Consider the following 20,243-nt stretch of genomic DNA (forward strand, 5'->3'; position numbering starts at 1 on the left):
TTTTTCTTCTTTCTATCTTTTCTCGATGATTTCATCTACTGGCAAGCGGTAACTTGGTTCCAATTTTTCGTCTGTGTATCCCACTGTAATCAAAAGTTCTGGGCGGAAGCGGTCTTCGATATCCAAAACTTCATTGACTTTTGATTTGTCAAAACCAAGAATAAGATTTGATCCGATTCCTTGGTCTGTAAGAGCCAGAACCAAGTTCATAGCAACCAAACCTGCATTGAGGGCTAAGTAGTCGCTGACTTGTTGTTCATTGTAGCGTGCAAATTCAGCAGGCAAATTTTTCATAAAGTATTGAAGTTGTTCTTCTGAGAAATTGTTAGCACCACCAACTCGGGCAATCTTACGAGCACGTTTGGCAAGGTCTGTATCTGTAAATAGGGCAATGGTTACAGGTGCTGATGATACCTGCTCAAAGTTTGAACCGTAAGCCAATTTTGCCAGTTCAGCATTTTTCTCACGAACCACCACAAATTTCCATGGCTGGCTGTTGTGGGCACTTGGTGCCAAGGTTGCGATTTCGATAGCCGTACGAACATCTTTAGGATCAACAGGTTTATCAGTGAACTGCTTGGTCGCATGACGTTTTTTATTTAATTCAAGAAATTTCATAATCGATTTCCTTTTCTAATTCTACTGCTTCCATTCTACCATAATTTGAAAGAGGTTGCAGAGATTTTTCGTAGAGACAAACTGGAACAAGGATAAGCAACTGAATGAAGAAAATCATTTAAATCAGGAATCCCCTCATCCAGTTCCAATTAATTTTCAGTTACTTAAAGAAACTAGTCTATCTTATATTCTGACTTTATAGCCTCCAAGAAATTCTTCACATCTTCTACATACCCATGCTTTTCTATTAAGCTTGCTAATAGTTCCAGATTGTGCCCCTGATAGTTGTCTTCTCGTCGTAGCTCTTCATACATTTCGATAAAAGGAAGCCCCTTGAATTTGGCCAACTCCAACTCCGCTTCATAGTCATAAGCAACTTTACGAAATAGGATATTGACCAATTCCCCATCTTCAACTTCTATCACGGCATACTGGGCACGGTGATTTTTTAACGCCTCCCAATTAAAATAGGGCATGCCAATCGACCCTGGATTGATGATTTGTTGCCCTTGACTGCCGTAACGAAGCAACTGCTTGTGGACATGACCATAGACTGCCACGTCCGTTTCCTCATCTAGCAGTTGGTCAAATTTTTCTGTATCATTCCCAACCAACAAGTCACCCCCATAATTTTTGTCAGGTAAATTATGAGAGATAGAAAAGCGCAACCCATCAACCTCTTTCTTTTCCAGCAAAGGCAAGCTTCGTAACCAGACAATCGTTGCAGGATCCATTCGCTCCATCAAAAACTGGGTCATTCGCATTGACTGGATTTCTTGTGGATGTTCCAAACCATATTCACCATCCAAGGCCTCAAGGACACAATCATCCCAATTGCCTCGAACACTGGCTGTTATAGAAAGGTCCTTTAACAGAGCGACCAAGTCATTTGCACCGGGACCGGGAAGAAAAATATCTCCCAGAAGCCAGTATTCACTGACTCCTTGGTTTTTAGCATCTGCAATCACTGCTTCTAGGGCAGTTGTATTGCCATGAATATCTGATAAAATTGCGATTTTATGATTCATTGTGTTCTCCTTCTGTTTGGTAATCTACTTGTTCTTCCGCAACTTGAAGCAAGGCTTCTGCCTCCTGCGGGTTCAACTTCCTCTGCACAGCCTCTGCAACAGCTCTAGGTACTCCAACTTCGACAATCTCATCCACACTGGCTTCCCTGATTTTGGTCAAAGACTTGAAATGCTTCATGAGATTCTGCTTGCGTTTAGGTCCCAGACCGTCAATTCCATCCAGTTGTGATGAAAAAGAATTTTTGGAGCGCAGTTGACGGTGGAAAGTGATAGCAAAGCGGTGGACCTCATCTTGGATGCGTTGGAGGAGGAAAAATTCCTGAGAATTGCGAGACAACTCCACCACCTCAAGTGGATCTCCAAAAAGCAATTCATGGGTTTGGTGCTTATCATTCTTTTGCAGACCCGCAATGGGGATATCCAAGCCCAGTTCCTCTTGGATGACTTGCTTGGCGATATTGACTTGACCTTGCCCCCCATCGATGACAATCAAATCTGGAGGAGTCAAACCGTCACGCTGTACTCGACCATAGCGCCTGCGAATGACTTCTCGCATACTGGCATAGTCGTCTGGCCCGACTACGGTTTTTATCTTATACTTACGGTAATCCTTCTTACTAGGTTTTCCGTTGACAAAGACTACCATGGCTGAAACAGGGCTAGTTCCCATGATGTTGGAGTTATCGAAGGACTCGATACGGACAGGGGTCGGGATTTGGAGCAAGCGTCCTAGATTTTCAATAGCCCCTTGGGTCTTTTCGACTGATTTTTCTAGCAGGTTGAACTTCTGCTCTAGACTGACTCGAGCATTCTTTATAGCTAAATTGACCAGCTGCTTTTTCTCTCCACGCTGGGGTTTGAGAATCTTGGTATCGACCAAGGCCTTGACCGCTTCTTCGTCAATATCCTGCGGAATCAATACTTCATTGGGAACTAGGTGAGATTTTTCTTGATAAAATTGTCCTACATAGGTCAATAAATCCTCATCTGGATCGTTGTAGTAAGGGAAGAGATTGACATCCCGCTCAATGAGCTTGCCTTGACGGACAAAGAAAACCTGAACACACATCCAGCCCTTATCGACATAGTAGCCAAAAACATCGCGGTTTTGGAGATCCTTAGCCATGACCCGTTGCTTAGTTCGAAGCGTTCCAATCGCCTGAATCAGATCACGGTATTCCGCCGCACGTTCAAACTCCATAGTCTGGGCTGCAGTTTCCATCTTTTTCTTGAGGTCATCGATGATTTTATCATCCTGCCCTTTCAGAAAATCAGAAACCTCCTGGGCCATGGACTTGAAATAAGCCTCATCTTTATTACATATGGTGTGGGCCATACACTGGCCGATATGGTAATAAAAGCAAACCTTAGACGGTGGATTCGTACACTTACGAAAAGGGAAAATCCGATCCAGTAGTCGCTTGATTTCATTGGCTGCCCCAACATCTGGATAAGGTCCAAAGTAGAGGCCTCCGTCCTTTTTGACCTGTCGGGTGATAATCAAGCGAGGATAGCGCTCATTGGTGATTTTGATGAAAGGATAAGACTTATCATCCTTGAGCATGATATTGTACTTTGGCTTGTTTTCCTTGATCAGGTTGATTTCTAGGAGAAGTGCCTCAATATTGGACTCAGTAACGATAAATTCAAAATCCACAATTTCAGACACTAGAGCCTCTGTCTTAGTATCATGACTTCCACGGAAATAAGACCTCACACGATTACGCAGATTTTTAGCCTTTCCTACATAGATAATCGTACCGTTTTTATCCTTGTGAATGTAGCAACCAGGGCTGGTCGGCAAGAGCTCTAGTTTTGATTTAATCAAGTTATTCATAGTTCCATTATAGCAAAAAAGTAGGGAAAAATAGTCCCCTACTCATTAGTCTCATATAATTTTCGAAGTCTTTCAACATCCTCTTCCTGGATACCATAAAAGGAACCTGCAGGTTGCATGACAGACTTCTCATCTGTATGGTCCAAGCCAATCGCATGACCCAACTCATGTTCTGCCGTATGGACAATGCGCTCATAGGAATAGCCATAGTTAGGATTGGACAGATAATAGTGATTCAATCGTACCGTGACAGACAAGAATTGCCCCGTTAAGAGATTGGTCTGACTTTCTGCCTCTCCTGCCACAGGAGTACCTCCGTCATTCATCTCCGTAGCCAAGATATCTGCCTTGCTGGACTCGGTGACAATTTCAAAGTTAAAAGCACCCGTTTGATTCCAATTCTGAATTGCTTCTAAATACGCCTCTTGAAATCCTGAATTCATCTGGGGATCTAGGTAAATACGAGCTGAAGCCTGCAGCCACCTTCCTTCAGAGTGTTGATGGCTATCTGTCTGGCTCAACTTAGGCAGTTGCCCTGTTTTTTCCCATTGGTCGATACTTTGTTGACCATTCTTTACTGACCGCTCTGCTTGCTTCAGCGCTCCTTGAAAATCCCCGTTCAGATACCAGAGAAGTCCGAAAGCAAGCGCACATAAGAGCACAACTATCCAAACCAGGCGCCAAAACAAACGCCACACAAAAGAAAAGAAAGCCCCTATCAAACGAAAAATCCAGCGCATGTCCCTCCACCTTTCTAGCAAATAAAGACTATTTTACTAAAACAAGCTGAAAGAAAGCTAAAGACCGATTTTCTTATCTTAGCGTCCTAATATTTTTTTGAGTAACTGAATAGCTTTATATTTTAGGGGAGATGGATAATAACGGAAAGTTCCTGCTTTACGTACAATATAACCATTAAAATTTTGTTTAAAACGTAAAACACCATCACTACCATCAAAAATCCCTTGAATCCCTAGAAAGTTGTATTTAGGGATCCCACGTTTTATGCTTTCCAACATAACATATTTCTGAAGCAAAGCTGGTGCATAAAATTTATTAAACTCAGTATAGGAACCACTAAAAAGATAGGTCGTTTCTTGAGGCATATAAATAAATAAACTACCTGCTAAGACAAGATCTTTCTCTCCATATTTTTTAATCAACTCTCGTGCTTCTGCTTTTCGAACTTCAAAGCTTTCATACTGCCTAGCCAACTCTTTGTGTTCTTTTTTCTTTTGTGCAGAATCTGGATATTGTTCTAATAAGAGTAATGAGGTAGCTATTTTTTCAGATAATTCTTTTTGCTTATGTATTAAATTTTGTATATATTCTCCTAAATTTAGAATAGCAATTACAAACTCGGCTTTTTCTCCAAAAGAGTCATAAAAATGCTCATAATATTCTAAACTTTTATCACTATATTCTCGACGTTCAGAGGTTGTTTTTGTTATATCTTTAAAAATTGAAAGTTCTTCACGATTTAATTTTTTCAACTGAATACCAAATGTATCAGCCTTTTTCACCAAAGCTTTCCCCTTTTTACTAAAACTGTTAAGCAAGGTCTTTTCAGTTAGCTCATTCAAATCTTTACAATATAACCAATCCGGTTCTCCACCTGGGTAACCTGTTTTTAAACCATCAAATTGATAACCTAAATCAGTCAAATCTTGAATAATACTTTTTTTCTCAGCATCTATTGGATTACCATCATTATCAAAAGTTTGGTAAGTTTCATAAGGTTTTACAATTAGCTCCAATGCACCATTCTGCTTAGCATATTCTTTTAACTCCACATAAAAAACTGGCAGGGCTTCTTTTCTCGTATAAATAGGCCCCGAATTGAGCTCCATATGCAAACCACCTAACATAGGTAAGCTATAAACTAGAGCTGCAACTTGAATCTCTCCTTCTTGTTTCAAAGCAAGGTAAACAATTCGAGCCCCTCTTTTTTCTAATAAGTCCCCCATCTGGACAGATTGCATAAAGGAACGAGAAGAAACCTGATCAGAATAAGTACGAAACTCTTCTTTCGTGAGTGTAGTTAGTGCCATATACTTACTTTCTATGTTTTTTTCTTAATGTTTTACGGAAATCAAGAGCAAGTCTTAACAGAGGATAGAGAGGATGGGTGGGCATTGTAAACTCACCCAAGTATTCTTCAATCGTTGGATTAAATTTTTCCTTAAAATGGTAAAGTCCACCATTGAGAGAGTTTTCAACACCACCTAAATTTTGCCACACCATACCTCGCTCAAAAGCATAGCGAGCTGTTTCATACCAAGTTAAAATTGGTGCATTATAACGTTTAAAAGCATCATCCATACCAGCATATAGATTAACAGAGGTATTACCAAATTCCAAACTCAAAGTAGCTGCTAAAGGAATGTTTGATTTTTCTTCATTCAGATATCTCTGCAAGAAAGCTCTTTCTTCCACCAAACGCTCTTTTTTCCTTCTCTGGGCTTCTACTTTTGAAGTTCGAGTCGACTCAGTAAACGCCTCTTCCAACGCTAAGTTTTTCGCTAACTGTTCTTCTAATTCTCGCAAACGCTTAGCGATATCTAGAGTAGCCAGCGCTATGTAGGCCTTATCCTTAAAATTATCTAACAATTTTTTATAATAGGCTTCATTCCTCAAATGGATATCTTTTCGCTTCTCAGTTTTTTTCATCAAAAACGAGAAAGATTCCAACAATTCATCTCCACCAATCTTAATCTCTACACCCTTATTTCTAGCTGATCGAATGGCTTGTTTTGTTGACTTGCAAAGTTTATCTTCTGCAAAGTTTTCCTTGTATATTTTTGCCTGAATACGAGGCTGAATAGTATCCCCCATTCCATCGGTCTTTCCTGACCACCTTACTCCCATTCTTTGCAAATTTTCAATAATAGCCATATTTTCAGGATATTCTGTTTTTTCATGCTTGATTGAACTTTGTGATAAGCAAATACTTGGGTCAAAAATCACAAAAATCGCTCTCTTGCTTCGAGCATAGGACTTAATGGATTGAAGAACAAAGTTCAGGAGTTTAGCATCCTTATAATCTAAAACAGGACCTCTTGGGATATAAAACATTCTATAGCCTAGAGGAAGAGTTTTAATCAAAATACTAGCTGTAGCCAGTAATTTATCTCCTCGGTAGACGCCAAACTTTTCATGTTGCCAATCAGACTTAACCTCTTCCCAAGCACTACTTTGTAATACATTGACTAATTCATGTTCTTTAACAAACTGATCATATTCTAATGTGGGAATGCCAATTTGATAACGATACATCTCTTACTCTCTTTCCAACAATAATAGAATTTAACTACTATTCTACTATTTTTGTTTAGAAAGTCTAGTAAAAACATATTTTAGTTTCTATTCCATAGAAGACATGGTTATTGAAAGAGTAATACAAACTAAACTAGCTTAATCTCTCTTCTAATTTGAAATCAATTGGCAGAGTTGCTAGAAACCGTTCCAATTGTTTTTCCCAGTAGTACCATTCGTGAGTTCCAGCGCTATGGCTATAGGTCACATCAAATCCCAGTTTTTTGAGATTTGTCACTGCGAGATTATTGGCTTCGTACAAGAAATCCTGCTCGCCACACCAAGCCCACAGCTTGGTCTTTTTATCCGATTTTTTAGCCAGACTTTCAAGAGAATAAGGACTAGCTGTCCAGTCTTTAATCTCTCCAAAAACACCTCTCCAATAAGCTGGTGTTCCCAGTTCTTGGCTCTCAGGAGAAAACTCTTGAAAGCTAAGAGCACCTGAAAAACTAGCTGCATGAGAAAAACGATTTGTAGCAAGAGCCAGTTTGAAGCAGCCGTAGCCTCCCATGGAGAGACCAGCGATAAAGGTCTTTTCACGCTTGCTAGTCATATTAGGGAAGAAGCGTTTCAGAACCTGTGGCAATTCCTCTGCTAGAGCTGTGTAATAGTCAAAACCATATTGGGTATCGGTATACCAACCGTTGCTGGTATTGGGCATAACAACGATGAGATTGGTTCCTCGAAGTAAGCGTTCTACGTTGGTCCGCTTGAGCCAACTATTATGATTACCAGACATCCCGTGCAAGAGGTACAAGACTGGAATGTCTTTACACTCTGGTTCTTCCACTCGATTGGCATCAGGGTAGAGGACATTCACTCCCCACTCCATATCCAATACTTGTGAGTAATACTCGATTTTCATTACTGCCATGATTTGCTCCTTCTATTTTCCGATAAGAAAAAGCCAAAACTCGGCTTTCTCTCTGTTTATTTCAACGATTATTTTGCTTCCATGACTACTGGTAAAATAGCTGGACGACGCTTAGTCTGATCAAAGAGATACTTGGTAAGATTATCACGAACCTTCCCTTTAAGATCTGCCCAGTCAAAGTCATCCCCTTGAAGATAGTCTTCTACCGTTTGGTTAATCAATTCTGAACTTTCACGGAGAATATCGCGACTCTTCTTGAGATAAACAAATCCACGCGTGTGAACACGAGCCTTGGCCACAATTTTCTTCTCACGACGGTTAACGGTGATTGCTACGATGAAAATGCCATCCTCTGACAAGACCTTACGGTCACGAAGAACCACATTACCAACATCACCAATGGCATTCCCGTCAATCAAGACATCCCCTGCTGAAACCGCGCCAGCTGGGACAAAGTCCCCATTCTCATAAGCCATGCTGGTTCCCTTTTTAGGGATGAAAATGCGTTCTGGCAGCATCCCGACCGCCATAGCAGCCTTAGCATGGGCATCCAACTCACGATATTCCCCTTGAATTGGGAAAAGATACTTGGGTTGCAAGAGATTAATCATCAATTGCAAGTCACGCGCATTTCCGTGCCCTGACACACGCAAGCTTTGAGTGATCAGTTTGACAACCCCACCAGCTTGGTAAATCATGTTTTCCACACGCGCCATAACTGCTTCTTTAGCGATAGACGGAGTGGTTACGATATAGACCAAGTCACCGTCCTTGATTTCCACATAACGGTGGCGACCAATCGACATCTTGCGAAGACCGTTGATAGGCTCACCCATACGGCCTGTCTCAAGGATAATCAACTCATGGTCCTCAAAGCGAGACATATCTTTCGGCTTAATCAAAAGACTCTCATTGGCTAGAGACAATTTCTTAAGGCGAATCGCAGTACGGACGATATTTTCAATATCGAATCCTGTCAAGACCACACGACGGCCTGTTGCATCCGCAGCGTCAAACACCTGCTGGATACGAGAGAGGTTGCTTGCTACCGCTGCAACGATGATACGACCATCCCAGTCCGAAATGGTTTGAGTGATCTCGTCCCCAACTTCACTTTCACTAGCCACTTGGATATTGCTATCTGCATTGGCTGAATCGCTAAGAAGAGCTAGAACTCCATCACGACCGATTTCTGCTAAGCGAGCAAAGTCTGTGGCATAGGATTCACTAGCTGTCTGGTCAAATTTAAAGTCACCTGTATAAACGATACTACCTTCAGCTGTCTTCAAGACCACACCCAGACTCTCTGGGATAGAGTGGGTCGTACGGAAGAAGGACACTACAGTCCCTCCAAAATCTATCTCCGTATCCTCATCAATGACATGGAAATCATTAAATTTCTTAACCGTATCATTTCCTTTGACAAAGAGTTTGGCCAACTCAATGGTCAGCTCAGACCCAAATACAGGCACCTTGGCTTCAGCCAAGAGATAAGGCAGAGCACCAATGGCATCCGCATGGCCGTGGGTCAAGAAGACCCCAGCGATACGATCGCTATTTTCAAAAAGATAGTCCATATTGGGAATGACCACGTCCACCCCTAGTTGTTCATTTTCAGGGTATTTCAGACCTGCATCCAAAACGAAAATAGACCCATCGATTTCAGCGATATACATATTTTTCCCATTTTCACGGACACCGCCAAGTGTTGTTAAACTGATATTACTCATTTTTCCTCCGAAAGCTTAATTTATCTTGATTATAGGGTTGCTTGCCCTCTTATTCTAAAAGCACTACTTTTAGCCGAATCTTTTCCTACCATTATACCATTTTTTTGATGATTTTCAAAATGAAGATTTGTTTTCAAAAAAGAGCTGGTTTCCCAACTCTTTCCTATCTGCTATTCTTTTTTCATTAAAAAGTCATAAATTTCTTGCACGGTACCCAGCGCCATCATTTCTTGGTCTTTGACGGTTTGTTTGAGATTTTGGTAAATTTGACTTTCTCCGATTTCCCGCTTTGGTGCCTCTTTATTCACTGTCATGACACCATCTTTGATGGTCACAAAACCTAGCTCTTCAAATACTTGAATCATCTTGACCAGCAAGATTTGTTGGATATTAAGATAAGCTGCCAAATCTTTCAGCTTGTAGCGAATATCAAACTCTGGAAACTGGTAAACGGTCTTGTACAATTTAGCAAACTGCTCTCTAGTCCCATAACCTGTCAAATAGTAGGCCTTGTCAATATCATTTTTGAAATAGACAGCAGAGAAATTTTGTTCCTGAAAAATGGTCTTCAGCTGAGTAATATCCTCAGGAATGGTTTTCACGACAATAGCTTCACTATTTACTAGATTCGGAAATTCTCCAGCAAAATCCAAGACTGGAACTCCCTCTGGCAAGACTGCATTCTTCCCACGGATGTTAAAAAGTTGAACACCCTCCACACGCGCATCCACCATCATCAACTGCAGGGCAGTTTGGCCATTCCATTGGTTGACAGACAATTTGACTGCCAGCTCTAGATTCTTGGTTTGAGCAAATTCTGTTGCCCATCTACCTTGACCGAAGGCCACCACTTCAAAACTCGCCTCACCCTTAGAAATTTTCAACTTGAGATGAGCATTGCCTGCCCCCATAGTACGGGCACTTTCGACCTGAAAATCCTTTATATAAAAGATAGGTTTCTGATTGTCCATACCAAAAGGTGCCAAACGTTCAAAACTTTTGACCGTTTCCAAGCTAAGTGTCTCCAAATCCAGTTCTTCATCTAGATTTAACTTGTTCTTGCCAGCAGCATCTGCACCTTTTTCACGGACATAATCTTCCAAGACATGAGATAAATCTGAGAGTTTTTCAACTTCCAGCGTCATTCCAGCCGCACCAGCATGGCCGCCAAAGGCGATAAAGAGGTCTCGACGAGGATCCAAGGCTTCAAAAATATCGACCGCTTCCACACTTCGAGCACTGCCCTTGGCACGACCATCCTCTATATTGAGAACGATGACTGTCTGCCCTAGTTCTTCCAACAAACGACCAGCTACGATTCCTAAAACCCCAGGATTCCAGCCTTCCTTAGCCAAGACTTGGACCTTCTTCTCAGGGTCCACCATAGTCTTAGCTTCTTCATAGATAGACTGGACGATTTCCTTACGCTCTTCATTTTTCTGATGAATCATGAGGGCAATCTCATGGGCTTCCTCATCGTCAAACCCAGTCAGCAAATCAATGGCAGGATTGGGATCATCCAAACGGCCCAAAGCATTCAAACGAGGGGCAATCTGGAAACCAACCGTTTCTTCTGTTACTTCGTTGGCGCCAATCCCAGCCATGTCCAGCATTTCTTGTAAACCAATGCGCTGAGTATGTCCCAACATTTCCAGACCATACTGAACCAAGATACGGTTCTCATCTGTCAAACTGACCATATCTGCAATGGTACCAATAGCGACCAAATCAAGCAATTCCACTTGCACTTCTTCTAACAGGGCACAAGCCAACTTGAAAGCCACTCCACAACCAGCCAAATATTTGAAAGGATAATCCGCATCTGGATGTTCAGGATGGACAATCGCATAGGCATCAGGTAGGGTTTCAGGCATGGAATGATGGTCAGTCACAATGACATCCACTCCCATAGACTGGGCTAGTTCAATAGCCTCGTGACCTGCAACCCCATTATCCACCGTCACAATCAAGGAAATTCCTTCTTGCTCAATAAAGTATTTATAGACACTGGCATTAGGTCCATAGCCATCAGTAAAACGATTTGGCAAATAAACACGGCACTCAGCACCAAGCTGTTCCAAACTTTCCTTAACAATAGAAGCTGAAGTCATGCCATCCGCATCATAGTCTCCATAGACGAGGATATTTTCCCCTTCTTCAATGGCCTGACGAATCCGTTCCACTGCCTTGTCCATATCATGGAGTAGATAAGGGTCATGCAAGTCCTCCAAGGAAGGTTCTAAAAACTTTTTCAGACTTTCTTGGTCCTGAATCCCTCTCTCAAACAATAACCTAGCCACCTCAGGACCCAGTCCAGCCTTCTTGGCTATCTTTGTAAAATCCGCATCTTCAACCTGCGGGGCAAACTGCCATTCATAAGTAGGTGTTATCAAAAAGACATCCACTCTTTCTAAGAATTCTATTGCTTCATTATAACATGATTTAGGCTTTTTCTCTATCCTGATTGCTTTCTACAAAGATTTTACTAATTTTTTTCTAATTTTATTTGACAAGACAAATCTTTTGGTGTAGAATCATGTTATAAAATCTAACACAAAGGAGATTCCTTATGGCTTTAGTAGAATTTGAACACGTCGAAAAATATTACGGAGACTACCACGCACTCCGCGACATCAATCTCCGTTTTGAAAAAGGGCAAGTCGTTGTCCTCCTTGGACCTTCTGGTTCTGGGAAGTCCACTCTTATCCGCACCATCAATGGTTTGGAGGCTGTAGACAAGGGAAGCCTTCTAGTAAATGGTCACCAAGTCTCTGGTGCCAGCCAGAAAGATTTGGTGCCTCTTCGTAAGGAAGTCGGCATGGTTTTCCAGCATTTTAACCTCTATCCACACAGAACGGTGTTAGAAAACGTAACACTAGCACCCATAAAAGTTCTAGGAATTGATAAAAAAGAAGCTGAAAAAATAGCTCAAAAATATCTGGAATTTGTAAATATGTGGGACAAGAAAGATTCTTATCCAGCCATGCTTTCTGGTGGACAAAAACAACGGATTGCCATCGCACGTGGCCTCGCCATGCATCCAGAACTCCTCCTCTTCGATGAACCAACATCTGCTCTTGACCCTGAAACCATCGGCGATGTTCTGGCAGTTATGCAAAAATTGGCCCACGATGGTATGAATATGATTGTCGTGACCCATGAAATGGGCTTTGCCCGTGAAGTTGCGGACCGCATCATCTTTATGGCTGACGGAGAAGTTTTGGTGGATACGACAGATGTTGATGACTTTTTCGACAATCCAAGCGAACCTCGTGCCCAACAATTCCTCAGCAAAATCATCAACCATGAAAGTGACAAAGTCAAATAAGGAGGCGCCTATGAAAAAGAAATTCTTTTTATCAGCATTATTGATTAGCCTTTTCGGGCTTGCTGCTGCAAAACCAGTTCAGGCTGATACCAGTGTCACAGACATTCAAAAGAGAGGCGAGCTGGTTGTCGGTGTGAAGCAAGACGTTCCCAACTTCGGCTACAAGGATCCCAAGACAGGGACCTATTCTGGTATCGAAACCGACTTGGCCAAGATGGTAGCTGATGAACTCAAAGTCAAGGTTCGTTATGTGCCTGTTACCGCACAAACTCGCGGACCCCTTCTAGACAATGAACAGGTCGATATGGATATCGCGACCTTTACCATCACAGATGAACGCAAAAAACTCTACAACTTCACCAGCCCTTACTACACCGACGCTTCTGGCTTTTTGGTCAATAAGTCTGCCAAAATCAAAAGCATTGAGGACCTAAACGGCAAAACTATCGGTGTTGCCCAAGGTTCCATCACCCAACGCCTGATTACTGAACTGGGTAAAAAGAAAGGTTTAACCTTTAAATTCGTCGAACTTGGTTCCTACCCAGAATTGATTACGTCCCTTCACGCTCATCGAATTGATGCCTTTTCCGTTGACCGCTCTATCCTATCTGGCTACATCAGTAAGCGCACAGTACTACTAGATGATAGTTTCAAGCCATCTGACTACGGTATCGTTACCAAGAAATCAAATACCGAGCTAAACAATTATCTTGATAACTTGGTTACTAAATGGAGCAAGGATGGTAGTTTGCAGAAACTTTATGACCGTTACAAGCTCAAACCATCTAGCCATACTGCAGATTAAGGAGGATACCCCATGACAGATTTATCATCTTGGACAGCCTATTTTCAGGATTTTGGACAATTTTTCAATGGTTTCCTCTTCACCCTTGCCCTAGCAATTGGATCCTTTATCCTCGCCATGGTTTTAGGCATCTTCTTTGGAGCCATGTCAACCAGCAAACGTCCAATTTTGCGCATTTTAGCTCGTATCTTTGTCGAATTTTACCAAAATACTCCCCTTTTGGTGCAGTTTGTTATCGTTTTTTATGGCCTACCTCTTATCAGTGACCATATCATCATGATTCCGATTTATTGGACAGCTGTTCTCTGCGTGGGACTCTATCACGGCGCCTATATCGCTGAGGTTATTCGCTCAGGCATTCAGTCTATTCCTAGCGGTCAGATGGAGGCCGCCCTGTCGCAAGGTTTTACCTATATCAGTGCCATGCGCTTGATTATCTTGCCTCAGGCCTTTCGTATCATTCTCCCTCCTTTGACCAACCAAATCGTCAACCTCATCAAGAACACCTCTACAGTTGCCATCATCTCTGGAGTGGACTTGATGTTTGTGACCAAGTCTTGGTCAGCACTTAACGGAAACTACATTCCAGCATTTTTAGGTGCTGCCCTGCTCTACTTCTCTCTTTGCTTCCCTGTTGCCCAGTTTGGTCGCAAGATGGAGCAGGCCAACAAAAAAGCCTATTCACTTTAGGAGGTTACTATGGAATCCATTTTAGAAGTTTTGACCCCAGATAACCTAGTCTTTATCTTTAAAGGATTTGGCTTGACCCTCTACATTTCTCTGATTGCCATCGTCCTCTCTACCCTTATCGGTACGGTGCTAGCTGTCATGAGAAATGGCAAAAATCCTATCTTGCGCATCATCTCCAGCATTTACATCGAGTTTGTGCGTAACGTTCCCAACCTCCTCTGGATTTTCACTATCTTTTTAGTTTTCAAAATGAAATCCACACCAGCAGGAATCACTGCCTTCACTCTCTTTACCTCAGCAGCTCTAGCTGAGATTATCCGAGGTGGCCTCAATGCTGTAGACAAGGGACAGTACGAAGCAGGAATGTCGCAAGGATTCACTTCAGCCCAAATCCTCTACCACATCATTCTCCCACAAGCAATTCGTAAAATGTTGCCAGCCATCATTTCTCAGTTTGTAACCGTGATTAAGGATACCAGTCTTCTCTACTCTGTTATCGCCCTACAAGAACTCTTTGGAGCCAGCCAAATTCTCATGGGACGTTATTTCGAACCAGAGCAAGTGTTTAGTCTTTATATCCTGATTGCCCTCATCTACTTCAGCTTCAACCTAGCAATTTCGAGCCTATCTCATATGCTAGCAAAACGCTGGCAACAAGCTGCAGAATAAACAGCAACTCTCCAGTTAAATTGGAGAGTTTTTTTGATGATAGTAGATATTTATAGACCTCAATTTGACACCATACTTTTTCTATGATAAAATGTAACAAATTTGTTTACAACAAATCAAAATCTTAATGAAATGGAATTTTCTATGAAATCACTCAAAGGACTACTCTTTATCATAGCTAGTTTTGTCTTGACTATTTTGACTTGGATGAACACTTCTCCCCAATTCATGATCCCAGGACTAGCTTTAACAAGCCTATCTCTGACGTTTATCCTAGCCACTCGTCTCCCACTACTAGAAAGCTGGTTTCACGGTTTGGAGAAGGTCTATACTGTCCACAAATTCACAGCCTTTCTCTCCATCATCCTACTCATCTTTCATAACTTTAGTATGGGCGGTTTGTGGGGCTCTCGTTTAGCTGCTCAGTTTGGTAACCTTGCCATCTATATCTTTGTCAGTATCATCCTTGTCGCCTATTTAGGCAAATACATCCAATACGAAGCTTGGCGATGGATTCACCGTCTGGTTTATCTAGCTTATATTTTCGGACTCTTTCATGTCTACATGATGATGGGCAATCTCCTCCTTACATTTAATCTTCTAAGTTTTCTTGTTGGTAGCTATGCCCTTTTAGGATTACTGGCTGGTTTTTATATCATCTTCCTTTATCAAAAGATTGGCTTCCCCTATCTAGGGAAAATTACCAATCTCAAACGCTTAAATCACGATACTAAAGAAATTCAAATCCATCTTAGCAGACCTTTCAACTATCAATCAGGACAATTTGCCTTCCTAAAGATTTTCCAAGAAGGCTTTGAAAGCGCTCCGCATCCTTTTTCTATCTCAGGAGGTCATGGTCAAACTCTTTACTTTACTGTTAAAAATTCAGGCGACCATACCAAGAATATCTATGACAATCTTCAAGTCGGCAGCAAAGTAAGCGTAGACAGAGCTTACGGACACATGATTATAGAAGAAGGACGAGAAAATCAAGTTTGGATTGCTGGAGGTATTGGGATCACCCCCTTCATCTCTTATATCCGTGAACATCCTATTTTAGATAAACAGGTTCACTTCTACTATAGCTTCCGTGGAGAGGAAAATGCAGTCTATCTAGATTTGCTTCGTGACTATGCTCAGAAAAATCCTAATTTTGAACTCCATCTAGTAGACAGTAGGAAAGACGGCTATCTTAATTTTGAGCAAGAAGAAGTGACCGAACATGCAAGCGTCTATATGTGTGGTCCTCATTCTATGATGAAGTCACTTGCCAAACAAATTAAGAAAGAAAATCCAAAAGCAGAGCTTATTTACGAAGGATTCAAGTTCAAATAATCAATCATACCCTCCTGGAATTTCCCAGGAGTTTTTTCTACGCAATCTCAAAAAACACTGCCAGATTTCTAGCAGTGTTTTGAGTTTCATTTATCTTAGTAGACTGTTTTTTCAGTTTCTACATCGAAGAAGTGTGCTTTGTTCAAGTCAAATCCAAGTTCAACTGTTGCACCTGTTTGCAAGTAGTCACGAGCATCAACTTTGGCAACAAATTCATCTTTACCAACTTGGCAGTAAAGGTGAGATTCTGAACCAAGCAATTCTGATACAGAGATAGTAGCTTTGACAACTGATTCTGGGAATGTTTCAAGGAAAGCAGGTTCTGCATTCACATCTTCTGGACGGATACCGAAGATCAATTCTTTACCTTCGTAGCCTTTTTCACGAAGAACTTTCAATGCTCCTTCTGGAACTTTCAAACGGAAACCGTCTGAAATAATTTCGCTACCAACCAATTTCACATTGATGAAGTTCATAGCTGGGCTTCCGATGAATCCTGCTACGAATTTGTTAACTGGGTTTTTGTAAACTTCTTGAGGAGTGCCGATTTGTTCTACACGTCCGATAGTACCTGTACCAGCAGGGTTCTTAGTTGCTGACATGATAACGATACGGTCTGCAAGTGTCATCGCTTCTGTTTGGTCGTGAGTTACGTAGATAGTTGTAGCTCCGATACGACGGTGGATTTTAGCGATTTCAGCACGCATTGATACACGAAGTTTGGCATCCAAGTTTGACAAAGGTTCGTCCATCAAGAATACTTTTGCATCACGGACGATAGCACGACCCATGGCAACACGTTGACGTTGACCACCTGAAAGGTCAGCTGGTTTACGATCCAAGAATTCTTTCAAACCAAGGATTGCTGCTGCTTCTTGCACACGTTTGTCGATGTCTTCTTTGCTGTATTTACGCAATTTCAAACCGAAAGCCATGTTGTCATAAACAGTCATGTGTGGGTAAAGAGCGTAATTTTGGAATACCATGGCGATGTCACGGTCTTTTGGAGCTACGTCGTTGACAACCACGCCATCGATAGATGCAGTACCTTCTGTGATGTCTTCAAGACCAGCAATCATACGAAGAGTTGTTGATTTACCACATCCTGAAGGACCTACGAAAACGATAAATTCTTTGTCTTTGATGTCCAAGTTGAAGTCTTCAACTGAATAGTGTTCGCTGTTTGGATATTTTTTGTAAATATTTTTAAGATTCAATTCTACCATGAGGTGAACTCCTTTTGTCTTTTGATAGTTTTATTATAGATGAAAACGCTTTACATTTCTATGGCAAGGTGACCAAAAAAATAAAAAAGTTCTGTGCAACTTGCACAAAACTTTAGAGAATATCTGGTAAAATCAATTGATAACACAGGGTCAAGTCAGTCAGTTCTTTCAACTGTAGCCCTGTCAATTCTTCCCATTTATCAATCTTATATTGGAGAGAATTGCGGTGCAGATAGAGTTGCTGGGCTGTTTTTGTTAGGACAGCACTATTTTCCCAAAGGGAGAGAATGATTTCCTGAATCTGGTCTTGATCCAAGATCATCTGGTGCAAGCATTCTTTAATGACTCTCAGGTCCACGAGTCTTTCTCCCATACTCCAAAGATAGAGCTGAGAAAAAGTATGAACACCTTGGTGACCCTGACGCCACCAAGTCTTAAATAAATCCCGCTCAGCTTTGATTAAGTCTGATAGGGCTTGATTTCCTGTCCGAGACCAAACCTGGCCTAACATGATAGAGAGACGCAGTCCAAAGTCATACTCAACCGCTTCAATCGTATCACTTAAAATAGCTCGTACAGAAGTGTATTTGTCTTGTTGAAGCACGAAAACATAATCCTGAGCTCCGACTTGAAGCACTGTCTGACAGTTGGGAAAAAGAGTCCACATCATATCTAGCCAAGAAGCTAGATTTTCCTGATGAAAATAGGAAAGATGGCAATAAACCAACTGAATCTTTTTAAAAGCTTGCGGTGCCTGTCCCTTGCCCTCAACCAGATAAGAATACCAAGGATTGAGCGAACGAGCCTGCTCCTGCTGGGTCAAAAGAGAAATCAACTGCTTCTCACGCTCGCTGAGACTAGCTTCCTCCAGCAAAATCCACTGCTGAGAAGCTAAAGGGAGAGTAAGATAGCCCTCTTTCTCTACTGGTTGGTCTGAAATCTGAGCCTCAGGAAACCAGTCTTGTAGTTCTTTTGCCATCATGTCCTAGCCCTCCACTTTTTGGATGCACCACGAAATCAAGCTCTCAAGACGTTCCAAATTTTCTGTCATATGGAGATAGCCCATCACGGCTTCAAAACCTGTGGACATACGGTAAGTCACCACATCAGCATTTTTGGCCTTGGTGTGACTATTGGTATTGCGACCACGTTTGTAGATTTCTTCTTCTTTTTCTGTTAAGACCTGCTCCTCTAACATGAGGGAAATCAGGCGAGCCTGAGCTTTGGCTGAGACATACTTGGTCGCTTCTTGATGGAGTTTATTGGGCTTTGTCATGCCTTTGAGGATGAGGTGACGGCGAATATACATAGAATACACCGCGTCCCCCTCAAAAGCTAACGCAATCCCGTTAATGAGATTGACATCAATCACGTGTCCACCTCACTCCATCTTTGGTGTCAAGGAGCTTAATCCCTTGAGCAGCCAATTGGTCACGGATCTGGTCCGCTGTAGCAAAGTCACGATTGGCACGTGCTTCTTGGCGTTTTTGGATCAAGTCTTCAATCTCTGCATCCAAAACTTCCTCAATAAAGACAATTCCAAAGACTTCCAACATATCCGCAAGAGCTTGCTTGACACTTGCATCATAGTTGCCAGAGTTAATCCATTTGGCCATTTCAAAGACCACTGTGATACCGTTAGCAGCGTTAAAATCTTCATCCATAGCCGCCACAAACTTATCTTTAAAAGCCTGTAACTCTTGAACATCTACAGTTCCTGAAAATGGTTGCTCGTAAGTATTCTTCAGATACTTGAGATTGGTCTCTGCATCACGCACTGCCTTTTCTGTAAAGTTGATAGGCTTGCGATAATGTTGAGTCGCAAAGAAGAAACGAAGGACTTGCCCATCGAGGGTTTTGAGGGCATCGTGCACTGTGATAAAGTTGCCCAAGGATTTGGACATCTTGACATTGTCGATATTGACAAAGCCATTGTGCATCCAGTAGTTAGCAAAGTTCTTGCCTGTTTTGGCTTCTGACTGGGCAATTTCATTGGTATGGTGAGGAAACTCTAGGTCAGCTCCACCACCGTGAATATCAATGGTGTCGCCCAAAATCTCTGTCGACATGACTGAACACTCGATGTGCCAGCCCGGACGACCAGGTCCCCAAGGACTGTCCCAAGAAATCTCGCCTGATTTGGCAGATTTCCAGAGGGCAAAGTCTACAGGATTTTCCTTACGAGCTGTTTCTTCATCGGTACGACCTGAAGCACCCAGCTCCAAATCTTCCAAGGTTTTATTTGCTAATTTAGCATAGTTGTGGGATTTTTCCACACGGAAATAGACATCCCCTTGGCTCTCATAAGCAAAACCTTTTTCAATTAAGTCTTCCACAAAGCGAATAATGTCATCCATAAACTCCACCACACGCGGATGGCGAGTCGCAGGTTTGACACCCAAGGCCGTCACATCCTCACGAAAGGCAGCGATATACTTGTCCGCAACCTCCTGAGGTGTGATACCCTCTTCCTTGGCACGGTTGATAATCTTATCATCCACATCCGTAAAATTGGAAATATAGGCAACCTCGTACCCACGGTACTCAAAATAGCGACGAACCGTATCAAAAGCCACTGTTGAGCGGGCATTCCCCACGTGGATATAGTTGTACACAGTTGGCCCACAAACATACATCTTGACCTTACCGTCCTCAATCGGGACAAATTCTCGCAAATCACGAGACATGGTGTCATAGATTTTAATCATAAATCATAGTCAGGAAATCCAAAATCCAAGAACCATTTGTTTCATTACTAAGAGTTCAATTGAATTTCAGTCCGAACGTC

The 20,243-nt window shown here is 42.0% G+C and carries 18 protein-coding genes; 5 read left to right on the forward strand and 13 right to left on the reverse strand.

The annotated features are described in order from the left end of the window. Positions 1 to 12 precede the first annotated feature (12 nt). The 9 genes from TZ91_RS07155 to recJ all read right to left on the reverse strand — a co-directional run bounded on the left by TZ91_RS07155 (position 13) and on the right by recJ (position 11,795). A complete protein-coding gene (locus TZ91_RS07155) occupies positions 13 to 618 on the reverse strand; it encodes a nitroreductase family protein (RefSeq protein ID WP_000670185.1) in 606 nt (201 codons plus the stop codon). Between the two features lie 173 nt (positions 619 to 791). Continuing rightward, positions 792 to 1,646 carry a metallophosphoesterase family protein gene (locus TZ91_RS07160; RefSeq protein WP_033686518.1) on the reverse strand — a complete coding sequence of 285 codons (855 nt, stop codon included), beginning with the start codon at positions 1,644 to 1,646 and terminating at the stop codon, positions 792 to 794. Beyond that, positions 1,636 to 3,483, reverse strand: coding sequence for an excinuclease ABC subunit UvrC (uvrC, locus tag TZ91_RS07165; protein ID WP_033686517.1), 1,848 nt, complete (start codon positions 3,481 to 3,483; stop codon positions 1,636 to 1,638). The genes TZ91_RS07160 and uvrC overlap by 11 nt, the downstream gene beginning before the upstream one ends. Before the next feature lie 38 nt (positions 3,484 to 3,521). Further along, complete coding sequence (locus tag TZ91_RS07170; RefSeq protein WP_033686516.1) at positions 3,522 to 4,223, reverse strand: M57 family metalloprotease; 702 nt, start codon at positions 4,221 to 4,223, stop codon at positions 3,522 to 3,524. 78 nt (positions 4,224 to 4,301) lie between these two features. Further along, entirely contained in the window at positions 4,302 to 5,534 is a 1,233-nt protein-coding gene (locus TZ91_RS07175) for an aminoacyltransferase (protein ID WP_033686515.1), read from the reverse strand. Between the two features lie 4 nt (positions 5,535 to 5,538). Then, a complete protein-coding gene (locus TZ91_RS07180) occupies positions 5,539 to 6,759 on the reverse strand; it encodes a peptidoglycan bridge formation alanyltransferase MurM (protein ID WP_033686514.1) in 1,221 nt (406 codons plus the stop codon). 133 nt (positions 6,760 to 6,892) lie between these two features. Further along, positions 6,893 to 7,672, reverse strand: coding sequence for an alpha/beta hydrolase (locus tag TZ91_RS07185; protein ID WP_033686513.1), 780 nt, complete (start codon positions 7,670 to 7,672; stop codon positions 6,893 to 6,895). A gap of 68 nt (positions 7,673 to 7,740) precedes the next feature. Next, complete coding sequence (locus tag TZ91_RS07190) at positions 7,741 to 9,402, reverse strand: ribonuclease J (RefSeq protein ID WP_000065614.1); 1,662 nt, start codon at positions 9,400 to 9,402, stop codon at positions 7,741 to 7,743. 170 nt (positions 9,403 to 9,572) lie between these two features. After that, entirely contained in the window at positions 9,573 to 11,795 is a 2,223-nt protein-coding gene (gene recJ, locus TZ91_RS07195; RefSeq protein ID WP_033686529.1) for a single-stranded-DNA-specific exonuclease RecJ, read from the reverse strand. 176 nt (positions 11,796 to 11,971) lie between these two features. On the opposite strand from recJ, the gene TZ91_RS07200 reads away from it, so the two are divergent. From TZ91_RS07200 to TZ91_RS07220, 5 genes are all read left to right on the forward strand, one after another. Beyond that, a complete protein-coding gene (locus tag TZ91_RS07200) occupies positions 11,972 to 12,730 on the forward strand; it encodes an amino acid ABC transporter ATP-binding protein (RefSeq protein WP_033686512.1) in 759 nt (252 codons plus the stop codon). 10 nt (positions 12,731 to 12,740) lie between these two features. Further along, positions 12,741 to 13,535, forward strand: a complete 795-nt coding sequence (locus TZ91_RS07205; RefSeq protein ID WP_080702822.1) for a transporter substrate-binding domain-containing protein — start codon at positions 12,741 to 12,743, stop codon at positions 13,533 to 13,535. Between the two features lie 12 nt (positions 13,536 to 13,547). After that, the gene (locus TZ91_RS07210) at positions 13,548 to 14,225 is read left to right on the forward strand and encodes an amino acid ABC transporter permease (RefSeq protein WP_000131137.1); all 678 of its coding nucleotides are present in this window, start codon (positions 13,548 to 13,550) and stop codon (positions 14,223 to 14,225) included. Positions 14,226 to 14,234: 9 nt separating this feature from the next. Further along, on the forward strand, positions 14,235 to 14,894 hold the full coding sequence (locus TZ91_RS07215) for an amino acid ABC transporter permease (RefSeq protein WP_000443883.1): 660 nt from the start codon (positions 14,235 to 14,237) through the stop codon (positions 14,892 to 14,894). Between the two features lie 144 nt (positions 14,895 to 15,038). After that, a complete protein-coding gene (locus tag TZ91_RS07220; protein WP_033686511.1) occupies positions 15,039 to 16,229 on the forward strand; it encodes a ferredoxin reductase family protein in 1,191 nt (396 codons plus the stop codon). A 95-nt stretch (positions 16,230 to 16,324) separates the two neighbouring features. On the opposite strand, the gene TZ91_RS07225 is transcribed toward TZ91_RS07220, so the two are convergent. From TZ91_RS07225 to cysS, 4 genes are all read right to left on the reverse strand, one after another. Next, on the reverse strand, positions 16,325 to 17,455 hold the full coding sequence (locus TZ91_RS07225; RefSeq protein WP_033686510.1) for an ABC transporter ATP-binding protein: 1,131 nt from the start codon (positions 17,453 to 17,455) through the stop codon (positions 16,325 to 16,327). A gap of 112 nt (positions 17,456 to 17,567) precedes the next feature. Then, a complete protein-coding gene (locus TZ91_RS07230; RefSeq protein WP_033686509.1) occupies positions 17,568 to 18,437 on the reverse strand; it encodes a helix-turn-helix domain-containing protein in 870 nt (289 codons plus the stop codon). A gap of 3 nt (positions 18,438 to 18,440) precedes the next feature. Further along, on the reverse strand, positions 18,441 to 18,827 hold the full coding sequence (locus TZ91_RS07235) for a Mini-ribonuclease 3 (RefSeq protein WP_000567927.1): 387 nt from the start codon (positions 18,825 to 18,827) through the stop codon (positions 18,441 to 18,443). After that, entirely contained in the window at positions 18,820 to 20,163 is a 1,344-nt protein-coding gene (cysS, locus tag TZ91_RS07240; protein WP_033686508.1) for a cysteine--tRNA ligase, read from the reverse strand. Before cysS ends, TZ91_RS07235 begins: the two co-directional genes overlap by 8 nt. Positions 20,164 to 20,243: the final 80 nt, after the last annotated feature.

The organism is Streptococcus mitis, assembly GCF_000960025.1.
Taxonomy (GTDB): Bacteria; Bacillota; Bacilli; order Lactobacillales; family Streptococcaceae; genus Streptococcus; species Streptococcus mitis_DH.